Consider the following 15,602-nt stretch of genomic DNA (forward strand, 5'->3'; position numbering starts at 1 on the left):
CTGAAAAATAGAATATCAACAGAGTCAGCGGGCTTATTCACCAGTGAGCAGGAGTACGCAAGAGCACTCTGTTTGGTGAGTGGTCGGCGTCGAACCTGTGCATTATTCCCTATCTTCGCAACACGTCACCGTCTTCGTCGCTCTAGCTCGGAAAGGGGACAAGATTCGTACTGAGACTACCAGCAGAGCGTTTCGTCTTGTCTCTAGAATTGAATCAGTTAAACGGTATGCAATCTTCAGTGAACAGCTGTTCCGTGCGAAAATCTGTCTGAAAAATAGAATATCAACAGAGTCAGCGGGCTTATTCACCAGTGAGCAGGAGTACGCAAGAGCACTCTGTTTGGTGAGTGGTCGGCGTCGAACCTGTGCATTATTCCCTATCTTCGCAACACGTCCTCCCGCCAGTAGTTGAGACCGGCGCTCTCAATGTATACGGTTTTGAGATCATTATGGCCCAGAATTAGCCAACTACACCTCAAATCCTCTGTACTCTTTGAGGATTCGGGTTAACGACACGGGCTTCCGCTAGGCCTGTGAAGTATCTAGTCCATGTTCGTGCGAGCCGATGTCCCGACTGGACATGGTGGGACTACTAATGAGCAACTCAGAACGGCGGATGACGACCGAGACAGCACTAGAGCTGCTGACCAACCAGCAGCGACGACAGATCCTCCGCCGGGTGGCTGACACCTCCGACGGGACGACTGTCGACCAACTCACACAGCACCTCCGAGGGTCGGATTCAGTTCAACCAGACGGTAACGGTTCTGTCGAACATCGAGGTATCGAGCTCCACCACGTTCACCTGCCGAAGTTACAGGAAGCAAACGTGATCGAGTACGACACAAACGAGGGCACCGTACATCGAGGCCGAGAGTTCCAAGACGTTCTCTCCCTGCTTGAGGCGATCGACGATCACCAACAGGAGACATCTTCGTCTATCTCCTGATCGGTATTCGATGGTCAGGGTCCGGTGGCGTGTTTTGACCGACCACAGTTCCTATCCGTCGTCTTCCTGCTGAAGGCGTCCATCAACCCGGACTTCGATGCTGCCGTCCCCGGTCACTGAGACGTCGGTATCGGCGTACTGGAATGAGACTGCGACTGACGACGACTGGCCATCAAATAGCGCATCGAGTGCATCGGCTTCGATCGTCTCCTGTAACGGTGGGAGGTCAGTCGTTTCCCGGTTGGTGGCCGCCGCGACTGCTTCGACAATCGCCACACTGGGGAGGCCCGATTTCCTCCAGTCATGACGAACCGTAGTGGAGTTTGGATCTGTGCTTTCGGGGTGGTCGGTCGGATCCGAGTCACCTCCCTCATCTCTATTGTCGTGCATTTTCCATCACCGGTTGTCGTTAGACGAAGTAACAGCGGAGGAAACCGCCGTGGCTTCAGTTTCCATCTCTACGATCCGGACCGTGATAGCATTGTTGTGAGAATCTGAGTGACTATTCATCGGCCGCTTCGCGGTCGGTGTCGAGCTGCCAGGTGAACAGCGCTTTCAGCACAACGACGAGGCTGTTCGTCTGACCCGTGCCCCAGATGGCGGTTTCGTCACGAGGTTCGGGTGGGTGTTCACCATTGCCGTCGACGAGCACACTCACGAGCGTCTTTTCCTGGTCGACCATGAGGAGGCGGCCAGCAGGCGTATCCGACCAGTCCCACACCGATTCGAACAGCTGCGCGTCAGGAACGTCCTCTTCGAGTCGGGCTTCGACGGATTGTGACATCTCTGCGAGCCGAATCGAGACCCCACGGTCGCTGACGGTCGAGAGAGACTCAGCGATCTCGTCGGTTAGTAGCTCCTCGGCAGTCATGTAAACGACCTCCTCATTAGCGGCCGAGATGAAATCCACCACGCGTTCGGCCACAGTGTCCCGGCCGGTTACCGTCCAGACACCCTGCTGTTCAGTACTGCGAGTCGCTGATGCGAGTTCGTCGAGTGCGTCTGTCAGGACCGTCACGCGGTGGTCGTACTCCTGTTCGAAGTGACGGCCGGCCGTCTCCGTCGAAATGGCCCAATATCGCTGGGGACTCGACTGTTTCACGTCGACGAGACCGCGGTCATAAAGCTCGTCAGCTGCGTCGTAGACGCGAGTTCGGGGGACATCGGCAACTTCACTCACGTCCTGCGCAGTCCCTTCGCCGAGACTGACCAGGGCGACGAATGTCCGGGCGGCGTAGGTACTGAGGCCGAGCGCTTTGAGCTGTTTGACGGCCGTGGATCGTGCTTGGTCGGATGGGTTGCCGGACATTAACTCGTCACCAATCTCGTGAAAACCACCGTGTATGGTGGTTTCTGACGTGTAGCGACAGAGAGGTTGGGACCAAATCTGTGCCTACACGCCACTCTACCCTCCGTGCTACCTGTACAAAGAAGTATTGTGATTAAGTGAGTGAACACCTGATGAGCTCCTATTCTGAACTGCTTAGAGCACTCAGAACCGAGGAAATTCTGTGATAATTTGGGTGACATCGGTGCATCTCGGTGCGACGTACTAAACACCCGGGGCACGAACCAGACGGTAGCAGTCGAGGTTGGGACCAATGGAAGATGTTTCAAATCAAGACCAAGCGATCGAATTGCTCCAACAACTCGGGCTCAAAGAGTACGAAGCCAAGTCGTTCGTGGCGCTCGCACGCCGCCAGCGCGGGACGGCCAAGGACATCAGCGAGACCTCTGAGGTGCCCCGGACGCGCGTCTACGACGCGATTCGCGTATTGGAATCGAAGGGGCTGGTAGAAACCCAGCACTCGAACCCGCAGATATTTCGAGCGGTCTCTATCGACGAGGCTGTCAACACCCTCCAGTCGGAGTACGTCGAGCGGACCGAGTCACTCCGGAGTGCCCTGAGCGGGCTCGAACCGACCGACGAGGAAGAATCAACGGAGGCTACCCACGAGGTGTGGTCCATCTCCGGCGACCAAGGCATTACAAGCCGGACGCGGCAGTTGATCGAGGGAGCGACAGAGGAGTTGATCCTCGTGGTCGGCCACGAGAGTATTTTCACCGAGCAACTGGCCGAACAGCTGCAGTCGGCTCAGGAACGCGATGTGAACGTCATCATTGGGACAGTCAATGAAGACCTCCAGGCCACAATTCAGGATTCCTTGCCTGATGTTGAAGTGTTCGTCTCGGGATTGGATTGGTTGAGTCGGTCACCGCTTCCAGGTGACGATACCGAAATCAGTCGGCTGTTACTGGCCGACCGTGAGGCGATTTTGGTGAGTTCGTTCACCGAAACGAGAGCAGACGGCCGTGAGCACGAACAAGGCGTCTTTGGCCGCGGATTCGACAACGGGCTGGTCGCGATCACGCGACGGCTGATGGCGACGGGATTGCTGTCTGTGAACGATCCCGAAGCTGAGGAGGCCTGAGTCCCATACGTGAGCATCGGAGAGAACGTCATATCATTGGCCCAGAACGGCAGACGTGTCCCCGATGGCACCGACTGCCGTCTCTCGGCGCGATGTCTTCCGTTCGATAGCGACAACAGAGTATCTCGACTGGCCGGCCTACGACTCGACGCCACTGTACGACCAGAGCTCACTGACGGCGCTCACTGAGGATTTCCGGACCGTCTCTGGAATCTGGTTTGAGCACGACGCCCACGACTCGGTTGAGGGGTTCGTCTGTCAGTATCCACTGTCCTATGTGGAGTTCAATTCTCACGACCAGTACTGCGGTCCGACTCGATACGAGATGTCACAGCTCTTCAGGGCGTTCCTGGTGAAGGAGATACACGCCTGGGACCACGAAACCGCGCTCGTCGAGTATCTCCGGCAACACTCAGAAACTCGTCGCTCGCTCGGGTTCGATTCCGTTCCCGATCAGTCGACACTCTGGCGCAGTTGGAACAAGCGCTTCAGTGCCGACCTCCGTGAGACAGTCGAGAGAACTGCTCGGACGCTCCTCATCAACGCACAGAACGCCGGTGTTGCGGTTCCTCGTGACCCGGAACCGAAGCTCCAGTATCATAATGACGAGTCTGGGCCGACCGATCTGGACGACCAGACTGTTTTGGCAGAAGCAGCGAAGATCAGCGATCACGTCAGCCGTGTTGTCTTCCCGTCATTCTCGCTGAACCGTGGCGAGGGCTGTGAGATCCACGAGAACGCCTACTGGGGCCTACAGACATATCTCGGACTTCGCGAACGGCTGGCTGCGAACGAGGGAGCGCGCAGTTTTGTCTACGAATCGACTCGGGATCGGACGCCGCTGGGGCACGCCCATCGGGAGCAGATTCGGGACCTCTCGATTGAACAGGTTCGAGCGATGTACCGGCAGGCCATCACTCGGCTCCTGAACGAAGTTGCCGAGACAGAGCAGTTCTTTCGAGCCGGGATCGTCGCGATCGACATTACCGAAGCTGACCCATTCACAGGTAACCGCACGGGCCACGAGGACGAGATCATCGGGACAAAGGAGAAGACCGACGAGTATGCTTACCAGTGGGCGTCCGTCCAGTTAGTCGGCAACGCCGTCCCGCTGGTCCTCGATGCCCGCCCCGTCCGAAAGGGGGAGACACGACTGGAAATCGTCGAGGACTTGCTCGATTCGGCTGAAGAGTTGGTCCACGTCGATAACGTGCTGATGGACAGGGAATTCGATAGCCAGCACGTCTTGGAGATGATCAGCCAGCGCGGGCTCTCCTACGTCGTTCCCAAGCGGATGCAGACCAGCGAGAAAGCCCAGGCCAAGCGATTGCTTCGACGTGATCAAGACCGCTACGAGACCGACCGGAAACTCCACCTCGGCAAGAACGAATGGCACGAGACGACGCTGATCTACCGTCGGAAAGAAGACTCCGAGCATGACGACTACCGGCAGTACTCGGTGTTCATGACGAATTGCGGGAGCGGTCACCTCACAGAGTACGGGTATCGGTGGGAGATCGAGAGCGGCTACCGGTCGATAAAGCGGTTCATGGCGGCGACCACCTCGAAGGATTTCGGACTGCGGTTCTTCTACTTCGCATTCGCGTGTCTCTTGTACTCGATTTGGCGAGCGGTCGATTTGCTCGTCCAAGTCGAGTTGACGGGTGAGTACGAACACTCACCCATTGTGACGGCCGACAATACGCTCACGCTGCTGAAGAAGGAGACCGGAATCGGATAGAGAGATACTCTGATCGGGGCAATACGGATTCCTGAGTGGCAACGCTGTCGGGGATCTTGAAAATTCACTGGTCTAGTTGGTAGTACGACACCAGAAGACTATCGAGAGTAGATCCGAAGCAGCTTCTCCTCGAAAATTCGCCCGAAACCACGCATCACAGCCCCGTTAAACCCACTGTAGTCTCAACTTCCAGTGGTGTGGCTGGTGCGTCAACGAGGGATATCTCGAAGCGCATTATGCACAGCGGGCGAGTGCGATGGCGCCACTGCCGGAGGACGACGGCCGGAAGCCCGGCGACCAGCAGGCCTGGACGTCGGAACAGCGCCACGCCCTCACCCGTCACGTCGACGAACGGGCCCGCGACGCCGTCGAGGCGTACACGACACTCCCAGAAGATACTGACCTCCTCGACAAGCAACGAAGACGCTACGCGGCGCTGAAGGCGGCTCGTGACCGGGCGCTGGTGTTCGTCCTCGCGTACACCGCCGTCCGCGTCGGGGAGCTACTCCGGGACCCAAACGACCCACGCCGGCGCGGCGTCCGCTGGGAGGACCTCTCTCTCGACGACGGGAGTATGGACGTCTACCGGAAGAAACAGCAGTGGGACGCCGCGAGTCTTCCCGATCCGGTGATCTCGCCGCTGCGAAGCTACCGCAAGCTGATGGACTCACCCACGGGTCGCTGGCCGGTGTTCCCGACGTTTGACCAACGGACGCTCGCGGAACTCGTCCGGGAAGAGCTAGCCGAACGAGGGGAACGCCCAGAAGCAATTACTGAGTGCCGTGAGGAATACGCCCGCGACCTCCTGCTGGCGCTCGATCAGGATATTCGGCCGCCGTCGATCACGACGGACGGCGCACGGTCGATTCTCCAACGACTCTCGGAGGCCGCAGAGATCGACATCGACCATCCAAAACACGATTACCTCGCTCCGCACGGCGGTCGCCGAGGAATGGGTGAAGTTCTCGTTCGAGCATTCGGATATACCGTCGCCGCTCGGTATCTCGATAATTCGGAGGAGATGGTTCGGGAGCGGTACTCGCATATCGAGGCCGGCGAACTCGGTGATGTGGCGACAGAAGCGCTCGCTGACGTAGATGGGAATGCCGGCTCATCTAAATGACCTCTGGATAAACTGCCTCGCGTACGCCGTGTCTAACTCTACCGATTACGCCCAGTTCTTTTATCAGCCTCTCTCGTTCTAATTGAGGAGATTTACCGTTCCAGTGTCACCGTCGACTCGGATGCGCTGACCATCGGCTATCAGCTCCGTCGCGTTGGTCACAGACACGACCGCAGGGAGACCGTATTCGCGGGCGACGAGCGCCCCGTGGGTCAACCGACCTCCGACCTCGGTGACGACCCCGCCCGCGGTTGCGAACAACGGCGTCCAGGCGGGGTCCGAGGAGGGACAGACGAGGATGTCGCCGGACTGGAGGTTTGCGTTCGCCGGGTCGTGGACGATTCGGGCCGTGCCCTCGATGATGCCCGAGGAGACGCCCGTTCCGACCAGCGTGTTCGCACCGATGTCCTTGCGCTCGGAGCGGGGAATCTCTCCTTCACTGGTGATGAGGGGTGGCACGTCAATCCGCTTGTGACGCTCGTGGTCCCGTCGACGCACGTCGATATCCGGCAGGTCACCGGATGGATCGTCGATGAGCGCGAGCAGCTCTTCCTTGCGGAGGAACCACACGTCGTCGGCCTCGGCTAGTACGCCTTCGGCCACGAGATGTTCGCCTGCCCGCTGGAGGGCTTCGTGCCACGCCGCGAACAGGTGTGCCGAGGCGTGCTTCGGTTCATCGCGCAGGTGGATGTGACTCCGGTAGGTCCGAATGAGGTGGCTTGTGAGTGGCCGTCGAACTGGGCCGAAGAGCCCACGCCGCGCGTTCGCCTGCAGTTCGTCGATTGCGTCCTGTGCCTGTCGCTTCCGCTCGTGCAGACGCTCGCGATGGGCCCCTTTTTGTTCTCCGATGAGATTCCCGCGGACGATACCGAGCGGGGTGGCGGGGTCATCGCGCCACCGGGGGCGACTCGGGTCGAACTCGCCGGCCGCACGGTGGCCGAAGTCGTCGAGAAACGCCTCGAACCCTTCAACGAACGGTCCACTCCCCTCGATTTCGCGAATCTTTTCGTACGACTGTTCGTCGAGTATCGCTTGCTCGACTGCCGGGGTTTCTCGTGCGATATCCGCAAGGTCACCGAGTGCAAGCGTCATGCGTGTGCCCACTTCCTGTTCGGCTCCTCTCGCGGCCGCGTCGACGAGTGCGGCATCCACACCGGGGACAACCCGTTCGAGCAGTCCGCCAGTGACCGGGCCGACGATAACCCGCACCGACTTCGGCGACATCTCGAAGAGGAACTCGGCCGGGAACCCCGCGAACACGTTCTCGACTAATTCGTTCGGGCCTTCGGCGTCGAGGACCTGCGCTTCCTGTGCCTTCGCCCACGCATTGAACTCGGCCACGTACTCTTCAGTGCCAGCGGCACCGCGGAAGAAGGGGAGCAACCCCTCTCGAACCATCCCTGGTGTCATCCCCACGACGAGTGGAAGCGCGCCGGCGAGCTTGCGGAGGACGGTTGGCAGGCTCGAAACGGAGAACTCACCGCCGAACTCCTCGCGTCGCTCGTCGAGGAGTCGGGCGGTTCCCTCGGCGGCAGACTCGCTCATCACGCTGATGGACTCGACGATGCCGTCGCGTGCCACGCCGAACCCGAGAAATGGTGTGATATCGAGATACACCCGTCCTTCCGTTCTGGTGACCCATGCGCGGTCGCCACCGGCGTATTCGTTCAACATTCCGCCGTAGACCGTCTCCCAGACATCGAGCGCGAGCGGTGGCATCGGATCGGTCATCGCCTGTGCGTGACCCATACTCAGGTAGACGTGTAACCGGTCGTCGTCGGAACGCGGTTCCGGGAGTGAGACCAAGGGGGTGATGGGCCGGGACTGCAGGATCACAAACTCACCATCTGCGAGCACCCACTCGATGTCCTGTGGGGCGTCGAACAGCTTCTCGATTCGGGTGCCGAGGTTGACGAGCGTGCGAAGCTGTGCATCGGAGAGTACCTGTTCGCGCCGCCGCTCCTCGGTCGTCTCCTCGGTTTCCGTTCCGTCGTCGGTGAGGCGTCGTTCGGTCGCTTTCTCACCGATGTCGTAGTCGAGTATCTCACCCGTCGCCTTGTCGATGCGGGCATTGTCTGTGCTCACCTCACCCGAAACGACCGTCTCACCGAGACCGTAGGTCGCCTCCACGGATGCGACGCCCCGCTTCCCGCTGTCGGGGTCGGCGGTGAACAGGACACCCGCAGCGTCGGCGTCAGCCATCTCCTGGACGACGACCGCCATCTCAACCGTTGAATGAGAGATACCGTTACGGGCACGATAGGCGACCGCTCGGTCGGTGAAGAGGCTCGCCATGCAGTCGCGAACGGCGTCGAGGACATCGTCAGCAGGAACCCCAAGGAACGTCTCGTGCTGCCCGGCGAACGACGCCGTCGGCAGGTCCTCGGCCGTCGCACTCGACCGAACTGCATACCTCGCGTCGTCATCGCCGTCGAGCGCGTCGACGATGGAGCCCGTCACCGACTCGGGGAACGTTCGTTCTCGAACGAGTGATTGTAGCTGCTCTGCGGCTGCCGCGAGTTTGTCCCTGTCTGACGGGTTGGGGCGGTCCAACTCGTCGATGGCTTCGCGTATCGCCGATGAGTCGGTCAGCTCTCGATACGCAGCGGTCGTCACGACGAACCCCGTCGGAACGGGAAGTCCCGCTCGGACGAGTTCGCCGAGGTTCGCTCCCTTCCCGCCCGCGAGAGCGAGGTCGTCCCGCCCAAGTTCGTCGAACCGTCTCGTGTACGCCGTCGAATTTCCCGGAGTCGGAGGATCTGTAGTCATGGATGTGGCGGTGTCGTCAGTCGTCACGTTCGTCGTCGAGTATCTCGACGGTGCCCCGCGAGCCGTCGATTCGAATCCACTGACCGGTTTTGATTTTCTCGGTCGCGTTCCGGACGGAAACGACGGCTGGCAGGCCGTACTCGCGGGCGACGAGCGCGCCGTGGCTGACGCGGCCGCCGACTTCGACGACCATTCCTGCGGCGTTGAGGAACAACGGCGTCCAGCCCGGGTCGGCCGAGGGCGCAACGAGAATCTCGCCGCCCTCGACGGTGGCTTCGGTCGGGTCGTGTACCACTCTCGCGGGCCCTTCGACGATCCCCGTCGAAACGCCGGTGCCGAGAAGCGCTCCATCGGGAACGTCCGTCCGATCAATCGCTCCACGGGGCGTCTCACCCTCGCTCGTGAGCAGCGGCGGTTCGTCGAGCGTGTCGTAGAACGCGACCTCCCGCCGCCGTGCCTCGATATCGGCCTCGATGGGGTCGCCGTCGAGCGCGGCGAACAGTTCCTCCTTGCGCAGGAACCAGACGTCCTCGGGACGGTCAAGAACGCCCTCGGCCGCGAGGTGACGCCCGCTGTCGAGCAGGGCCTCGCGCCAGCTGGCGAAGCCCTCCGCGGCGTAGTGTTTGGGGTACTCACGGGTGTAGATCGTGTCCCGGTAGGTTTCGATGATCTTCCGAACGACGCGTCTCCTGACCGGCCCCAACAGTCCGTGATCAGCCCGTGCTTCGAGTTCGTCGGCGGCACGTTCCGCCTCGACGGCTAACTCGCGTACTCGCTCGCGATGCTCGCCAGCGTCCTCGTTCGTCAGGTTCGCCCAGACCGTACTGAGCAGCGTCGCCGGGTTCTCGTGCCAGCGCGGTCGGCTCAAGTCGAGTTCGCCCGTCGCCCGATGGCCGAAGTCCTCCAAGAAAGCCTCGAAGGCCGCTTCGAACTCCTCGCCCCCCTCGACGGTCGAAATCTCTTCGAGGGAGGCTCCGTTCTGTAGGGCTTCGGCGACGGCGGGGTGTTCGCGGGCGACGTCCGCGATGTCGCCCAACCCGAGGTTGATTCGGGTCACGAGATCGTGCTCGAAGCCTCGCCCCACCTTGTTCACCGTCTCGGGGGCGTCGGCAAACGCCCGGTTCATCCAGGTGTCGATACCGAAGGCGAGGTACAGCGGCATGGCCCTCGGATACGCTGCGACCATGAACGACTTGATGTCCCCGAACGTGAACACCGCCCGAGCGCGCTCCGCGGGCGAGTTCGCCGTCGTCACTCCGTCCGGGACGAACGACTCCGCAAAGACGCCCCACGTCTCGTCTAACTCCTCGACCGTCGGCGGCCCCTGGAACGCGTCGAGGGCTCCGGCGGCGAACGCCGGGGCGACCGCAACCGCGAGGCCGCCGACCCGTCGCGTCGTGCCGGCGACCGCCGGTAGCGAGGAAAGCGAGAGCCCCTCGCGCTCAAACTCCTCCGGGCGGCGTTCGATCAACTCGCGCATACCCGCTGCCGCCGGTTCGCTCACCGCGCCGATTACTCCGAGCAGCGGATCGCGCAGCCGCTCGACTCGGAGTGCAGGGGTGAGGTCGATGTAGATCCGGCTGCCGGCGGTCACCACCGGCGTCGGCCAGAACGGACCGAAGCCGAACTGTGAGATGACGCTGTTCATCCAGGTCTGCCAGAAGTCCTGCACCAGCGGCGGCATCGCTTCGGACATCGCCTGCATGTGGCCGAGACTCAGGTAGACGTGCAGGCGGTCGTCCGCCGGCATCGGGTCGGGTAACGGGAACAGCGAGGTGATGGGCCGAGATTGCACTATCTGAAACCCACCGTCCGAAAGTGCCCACTCGATGTCCTGTGGGGCGTCGAACAGCGCCTCGATACGGGTGCCGAAGTCGACGAGCGTCCGAAGCTGTGACTCCGAAAGCACCCGTTCTGTTCGCTGCTCGACGGAGAGTTCGACTCGTTCGGTGTCGCTCGCGCCTCCTCGGCTCGGACGGATCGCGATCTCCTTCTCGCCGACCGCGTAGTCGATGATTTCTCCGGTACTCTTGTCTACTCGGGCGTGATCCGGGGTGACCTCGCTCGCGACGACTGCCTCGCCGAGCCCGAAGCTCGCGTCCACCGTCGCAACTGTTCGATTTCCGCTGTCGGCGTCGGCGGTAAACAGCACGCCAGCAGCCTCCGAATCGACCATCTCCTGGACGACGACTGCCATCGCGACATCGGCGTGTGAGATACCGTTACGCGCCCGGTACGCGACCGCCCGGTCGGCGAACAGGCTTACCATACAGTCTCGAACGCGCCCGAGAACGTCTTCGGGGGCCACGCCGAGATACGAGTCGTGCTGGCCCGCGAACGACGCCGTCGGCAGGTCCTCCGCGGTCGCCGATGAACGAACCGCGTAGTTGACGCCCTCCGTACGACCGGCGGTTTCGAGTGCCTCGTCGACCGCCCCTTCGATGTCCGCCGCGAACCCCCGCTCTCTCAGCAACGAGCGGAGTTCGCCGGCGCCATCGGTCAGTGCCTCGGTGTTCGTTCTCTCGATGGAGTCGAGCCGGTTGATTGCCTCCCGAATCGCTGGGGTATCGACGAACGTCTCGTAGGCGTCGGTCGTGACGACGAACCCTGACGGAACAGGAAGCCCTGCTTGGACGAGTTCGCCGAGGTTCGCGCCCTTCCCGCCCGCGAGCGCGAGGTCGTCGGCGGTGAGGTCGTCCAGTCGGATCGTGTAGGCCATGGTGGGTTCGAGTGTCATTGGTGTGTAGTTCGTGTTCTGTGGTCGCCGGTTAGTCCTCGAGCAGTTCCACGACTCCATTGGTCCCATCGACACGGACACGCTGGCCGTCGGCGATCCGTTCAGTCGCTCCGGCCACGGAGACGACCGCGGGGAGACCGTACTCGCGGGCGACGAGCGCGCCGTGCGTGAAGCGCCCGCCGACCTCGGCAACGAGGCCGCCGGCGGTCGCGAACAGCGGCGTCCAGGCCGGGTCGGTCGACGGACAGACGAGGATGTCCCCGGTGGTCAGATCAGCCTCACTGGGGTCGTGGACGATTCGTGCCGTCCCCTCGATGGTTCCCGCCGAGACGCCCGTCCCGAGGAGAACGTTCTCCCCGACGTCCGGACGTTCCGCCCGGGGGATCTCCCCCTCGCTGGTGATGAGCGCCGGTATGTCGACACGCTTCTGGCGTTCGTGTTCGCGACGTCGCCCCTGAATGTCGGGGAGGTCCCCAGACGGGTCGTCGAGGAGCGCGATCAGCTCCTCGTGGTGGAGATACCAGACGTCGTCTGCGGCGTCGAGCGCACCCTCGCTGACGAGGTGCTCGCCAGCCTGTTGGAGCGCGTCGTGCCACGCCGCGAACAGGTGGGCGACCTCGTGTTTCGGTTCGTCGCGTAGGTGGATGTACGCCCGGTAGGTACTCAGGAGTCGGTCAACGAGTCGACCGCGGATTGGGCCGAGGAGGCCGGACCGAGCGTTCGATCTGAGTTCCTCGACAGCCGCCTTCGCCTCTCGTTTGCGTTCTTGGAAACGCTCTCGGTGCGCTCCTTTCTCGTCGACGATGAGGTTCCCACGGACGATGCCCAACAGGGCGGAGGGGTCGTCGCGCCACCGGGGACGGCTGGGGTCGAACTCTCCTGCCGCGCGGTGACCGAACTCCTCGAGGAACGCCTCGAACTCGGTGACGAACGCTTCGCTCCCGTCGATGTCTCGAACCGCTTCGTACGACCCTTCGTCGAGTATCGCCTGCTCGATTGCTGGCGTCTCTCGTGCGAGATCAGCGAGGTCACCGAGTGCGAGCGTCATGCGCGTGCCGATGTCCGACTCGACGCCCCGTCCGGCCGACGCGACGAGGTCGGCATCCGCACCGGGAACCACTCGCTCGATGATGCCGCCGGCCAACGGACCGACGACGACACCCATCGCCTTCGACTTCATCTCGACGAGTGCGTCGCCGGGGAAACCAGCGAAGGTGTTCTCGACCAGTTCTCGCGGGTCGTCGGTGTCGAGAACGGTCGCTTCCAGTTCACGTCCCCACTCGCGGAACCACTCGCTGAATTCCTTGGCTCCGTTCGCACCCTTCAGAAAGGGACCGACCGTCGCGGGGATCATCTCCACACTCCATTGTGCGACAGTCGGAACCGATCCAACAGTGGTACGGACCGCTCTCGGGACCGATGAGAGTGACCTATCGCCTCGGAACTCCGAACGCCGTTCGTCGAGCAGTCGAGCGGTGCCCTCGCCGGCCGGTTCGCTGATCGAACTGACGGTTCGTACAATCACACCCCGTCCAACCCTGTTTCTGAGAACAGGGGTGATGTCGATGTAGATCCGTCCGGTCGTTCTGGCTGCCCATGCGCCGTCGGTTCCGAGCATGTCGTTTATCGTATCTCCGTAGACGGCCGTCCAGAAGTCGAGTGCGAGTGGCGGCATCGGGTCGGTCATCGCTTGCCCATGGCCGATGCTCAGATAGACGTGTAGCCGTCCGTCGGTGGGACGAGGCTCTGGAACTCCGATTAGCGAGGTAACCGGCCGGGATTGGAGAATTACGAACTCGTCATCTACCAGTGCCCACTCGATGTCCTGTGGATAGCCGAACAACGCCTCGGTACGAGTGCCGAGGTCGACGAGCGTCCGAAGCTGTGAGTCCGAGAGGACACGACATCCACGACGTTCGGCGCTCGTGCTCGTGGCGTCGGTTCCCGACTCCGCAGCCACGCGCAGTTCGGTCGCCTTCTCACCGACATCGTAGTCGATTACCTTCCCAGTCTCCTTGTTGACGCGGGCGTTGTCGGCGCTCACCTCGCCGGAGACGACCGTGTCGCCCAGTCCGAAGGTGGCATCGACCGAGGCGATCTTTCGGCTGTTCGTGTCGGGGTCGGCGGTGAACAACACACCCGCCGCGTCGGCGTCGACCATCTCTTGGACGACGACGGCCATCTCGACTGTCGAGTGGGCGATGTCGTTGCGGGCACGGTAGGCGACGGCACGGTCGGTGAACAGGCTCACCATGCAGTCGCGAATCCTGTCGACGACGTCGTCGGCGGGGACGCCCAGATGCGTGTCGTGTTGGCCGGCGAACGACGCCGTCGGGAGGTCCTCAGCCGTCGCCGACGAGCGCACTGCGTAGGTCGTGCCGGTCTCGGCGTCGCTATCGAGCGCATCGAGAATCGCGCGTTCGGCCGGTTCGTCAAACGCACGATTCTGGATGAGGGCCCGGATTTCGGCCGCTGTCGTCGTCAGTGCGTCGGCATCGGCGGTGTCGAGCGAATCGAGTCGCTCGATCAGTTCCTGAATCTCCGCGTCGTCGGTGAGTGCTCGGTACGCGGCGGTCGTCACGACGAATCCGGGCGGGACGGGCAGTCCTGCGTGAACGAGGACGCCGAGATTCGCGCCTTTACCGCCGGCGAGCGCGAGGTCGTTTCTTCCGATCTTCTCGAACCACTGTAGGTAACTCTGTGTCTGGTGTCGCGTCATCGGGTACTCTTTCGGTCTCTGGTCGACTGGGGCTGTTCTTCGTCTGCCCGCGTCTCGGATGCGGCCGGGGTCGGTTTCGAATCGAGAGTCAATCCAGAGGCGACGCCTTCGACGAGCGTGTCACGGACGACGGGGTAGAGGTCGTCGCCGAACTCCTCCCGATGCAGCGCGACGAACGCGGCAGCATTGATCGCCCCAGTGATCGCTCTGGGGTCACCGTCGACGAGCTGTCCGTCCTCCTGCCACGCGCGGACGTACGGGAGGAGATATCCGAGCTCCTGTTCGCGTTGTTCGGCCAGTTCGTCCCCGGAGAACTCCTGAACCAGTCGCTCCCAGTCGTCCTCGACGACGAGCTGCTGAATAAGGGGGTTCGTCTCGATCTCCTCGATGGTGAGTCGGAGATACGCGGTAATCCCTTCCTGCGGACCCGACGCGTCGGCGAGCAGCTCGTCGACACTGTCGGCGAACGCCTCCTGCTCTCGGGTCAGGATTTCGAGGTAGAGCCGTTCTTTCGAGTCGAAAAAGTGGTAGAACGTCCCGTCGGCGATACCGGCCGGATCGGTGAGGTCCGAGATGGTCGTCCTCTTGAGGCCGTAGCGAGCGAACAGCTTCCGGCCGGTTTTGAGCAGTTCGTTCCGGATGTACGTCCGTTTCTCGTCGCTGAATCCAGCCATCAGAGGTCATTCCGGTGAAATACTACCTGGCTCGCGGCGACGAAGACGGCCGCGAAGACGAGCAGGAGGGTTGCTCCGGTGACACCATACTCGCCCCGTCACGTTCTCGTTGAATCCCCGTTCACTCGGGAGGTAACCGATGTTTGCGCGTGCGCTTCGGAGCGCCGTCGCATCAGTGATGTCGGCGTCGAGTACAGTCGCCGTCCCGTCGGTCGGGGACTGAAACCCCATCAGCGTCCGGATGGCGGTCGTCTTCCCCGCGCCATTCGGTCCGAGGAACCCGAATACTTCACCCTCCTCGACCCCAAAGGAGAGGTCTTCGACGCCTCGCACATCGCCAGAGTACTTCATTAGACCGTCGGTCTGGATTGTTGGCATGGAAGAATCGTACTGAATGTACGTTTAGCGATGCGATGAATCTATCGTTCACTCATTCATCTGTTTTCGCAAAAAGAGGT

The 15,602-nt window shown here is 61.8% G+C and carries 10 protein-coding genes and 1 pseudogene; 4 read left to right on the forward strand and 7 right to left on the reverse strand.

Annotated features, from left to right (window positions below):
• Positions 1–595 precede the first annotated feature (595 nt).
• Positions 596–949, forward strand: coding sequence for a hypothetical protein (locus DVK05_RS15930; RefSeq protein WP_199712352.1), 354 nt, complete (start codon positions 596–598; stop codon positions 947–949).
• 51 nt (positions 950–1,000) lie between these two features.
• On the opposite strand, the gene DVK05_RS15935 is transcribed toward DVK05_RS15930, so the two are convergent.
• Together DVK05_RS15935 and DVK05_RS15940 are read right to left on the reverse strand one after the other, a co-directional pair.
• Positions 1,001–1,339, reverse strand: coding sequence for a HalOD1 output domain-containing protein (locus tag DVK05_RS15935; protein ID WP_121564815.1), 339 nt, complete (start codon positions 1,337–1,339; stop codon positions 1,001–1,003).
• Between the two features lie 112 nt (positions 1,340–1,451).
• On the reverse strand, positions 1,452–2,258 hold the full coding sequence (locus DVK05_RS15940; protein ID WP_121564817.1) for a TrmB family transcriptional regulator: 807 nt from the start codon (positions 2,256–2,258) through the stop codon (positions 1,452–1,454).
• Positions 2,259–2,550: 292 nt separating this feature from the next.
• Here DVK05_RS15940 and DVK05_RS15945 point away from each other — a divergent pair, with 292 nt between their 5' ends.
• The 3 genes and pseudogenes from DVK05_RS15945 to DVK05_RS15955 all read left to right on the forward strand — a co-directional run.
• Complete coding sequence (locus DVK05_RS15945) at positions 2,551–3,381, forward strand: TrmB family transcriptional regulator (protein ID WP_199712353.1); 831 nt, start codon at positions 2,551–2,553, stop codon at positions 3,379–3,381.
• Positions 3,382–3,445: 64 nt separating this feature from the next.
• Positions 3,446–5,122 (forward strand): transposase, encoded by a 1,677-nt coding sequence (locus DVK05_RS15950; RefSeq protein WP_121564821.1) that lies wholly within the window; start codon positions 3,446–3,448, stop codon positions 5,120–5,122.
• A gap of 193 nt (positions 5,123–5,315) precedes the next feature.
• A pseudogene (locus DVK05_RS15955) lies at positions 5,316–6,245 on the forward strand (site-specific integrase); the annotation flags it as partial.
• Between the two features lie 78 nt (positions 6,246–6,323).
• Here DVK05_RS15955 and DVK05_RS15960 read toward each other — a convergent pair.
• Genes DVK05_RS15960 through DVK05_RS15980 form a run of 5 tightly spaced genes read right to left on the reverse strand, consistent with a single transcriptional unit; the run spans position 6,324 to position 15,522 of the window.
• The gene (locus DVK05_RS15960) at positions 6,324–9,041 is read right to left on the reverse strand and encodes a PEP/pyruvate-binding domain-containing protein (protein ID WP_233559446.1); all 2,718 of its coding nucleotides are present in this window, start codon (positions 9,039–9,041) and stop codon (positions 6,324–6,326) included.
• Entirely contained in the window at positions 9,031–11,733 is a 2,703-nt protein-coding gene (locus tag DVK05_RS15965) for a PEP/pyruvate-binding domain-containing protein (protein ID WP_121564823.1), read from the reverse strand. Before DVK05_RS15965 ends, DVK05_RS15960 begins: the two co-directional genes overlap by 11 nt.
• A 49-nt stretch (positions 11,734–11,782) precedes the next feature.
• On the reverse strand, positions 11,783–14,470 hold the full coding sequence (locus DVK05_RS15970; protein ID WP_121564825.1) for a PEP/pyruvate-binding domain-containing protein: 2,688 nt from the start codon (positions 14,468–14,470) through the stop codon (positions 11,783–11,785).
• Positions 14,467–15,144 (reverse strand): TetR/AcrR family transcriptional regulator, encoded by a 678-nt coding sequence (locus DVK05_RS15975; RefSeq protein ID WP_121564827.1) that lies wholly within the window; start codon positions 15,142–15,144, stop codon positions 14,467–14,469. Before DVK05_RS15975 ends, DVK05_RS15970 begins: the two co-directional genes overlap by 4 nt.
• Before the next feature lie 6 nt (positions 15,145–15,150).
• Positions 15,151–15,522, reverse strand: a complete 372-nt coding sequence (locus tag DVK05_RS15980; protein WP_199712354.1) for an ATP-binding cassette domain-containing protein — start codon at positions 15,520–15,522, stop codon at positions 15,151–15,153.
• Between the last annotated feature and the right edge of the window lie 80 nt (positions 15,523–15,602).

Source organism: Halorubrum sp. Atlit-8R, from assembly GCF_003666025.1.
Classification (GTDB): domain Archaea; phylum Halobacteriota; class Halobacteria; order Halobacteriales; family Haloferacaceae; genus Halorubrum; species Halorubrum salinarum.

What these genes read in the sequence shown, in the direction of transcription:
- DVK05_RS15975 (WP_121564827.1), bottom strand. Translation starts at nt 15,144, where the DNA reads ATGGCTGGATTCAGCGACGAGAAACGGACGTACATCCGGAACGAACTG.
- DVK05_RS15980 (WP_199712354.1), bottom strand. Translation starts at nt 15,522, where the DNA reads ATGCCAACAATCCAGACCGACGGTCTAATGAAGTACTCTGGCGATGTG.
- DVK05_RS15940 (WP_121564817.1), bottom strand. Translation starts at nt 2,258, where the DNA reads ATGTCCGGCAACCCATCCGACCAAGCACGATCCACGGCCGTCAAACAG.
- DVK05_RS15930 (WP_199712352.1), top strand. Translation starts at nt 596, where the DNA reads ATGAGCAACTCAGAACGGCGGATGACGACCGAGACAGCACTAGAGCTG.
- DVK05_RS15965 (WP_121564823.1), bottom strand. Translation starts at nt 11,733, where the DNA reads ATGGCCTACACGATCCGACTGGACGACCTCACCGCCGACGACCTCGCG.
- DVK05_RS15935 (WP_121564815.1), bottom strand. Translation starts at nt 1,339, where the DNA reads ATGCACGACAATAGAGATGAGGGAGGTGACTCGGATCCGACCGACCAC.
- DVK05_RS15945 (WP_199712353.1), top strand. Translation starts at nt 2,551, where the DNA reads ATGGAAGATGTTTCAAATCAAGACCAAGCGATCGAATTGCTCCAACAA.
- DVK05_RS15970 (WP_121564825.1), bottom strand. Translation starts at nt 14,470, where the DNA reads ATGACGCGACACCAGACACAGAGTTACCTACAGTGGTTCGAGAAGATC.
- DVK05_RS15950 (WP_121564821.1), top strand. Translation starts at nt 3,446, where the DNA reads ATGGCACCGACTGCCGTCTCTCGGCGCGATGTCTTCCGTTCGATAGCG.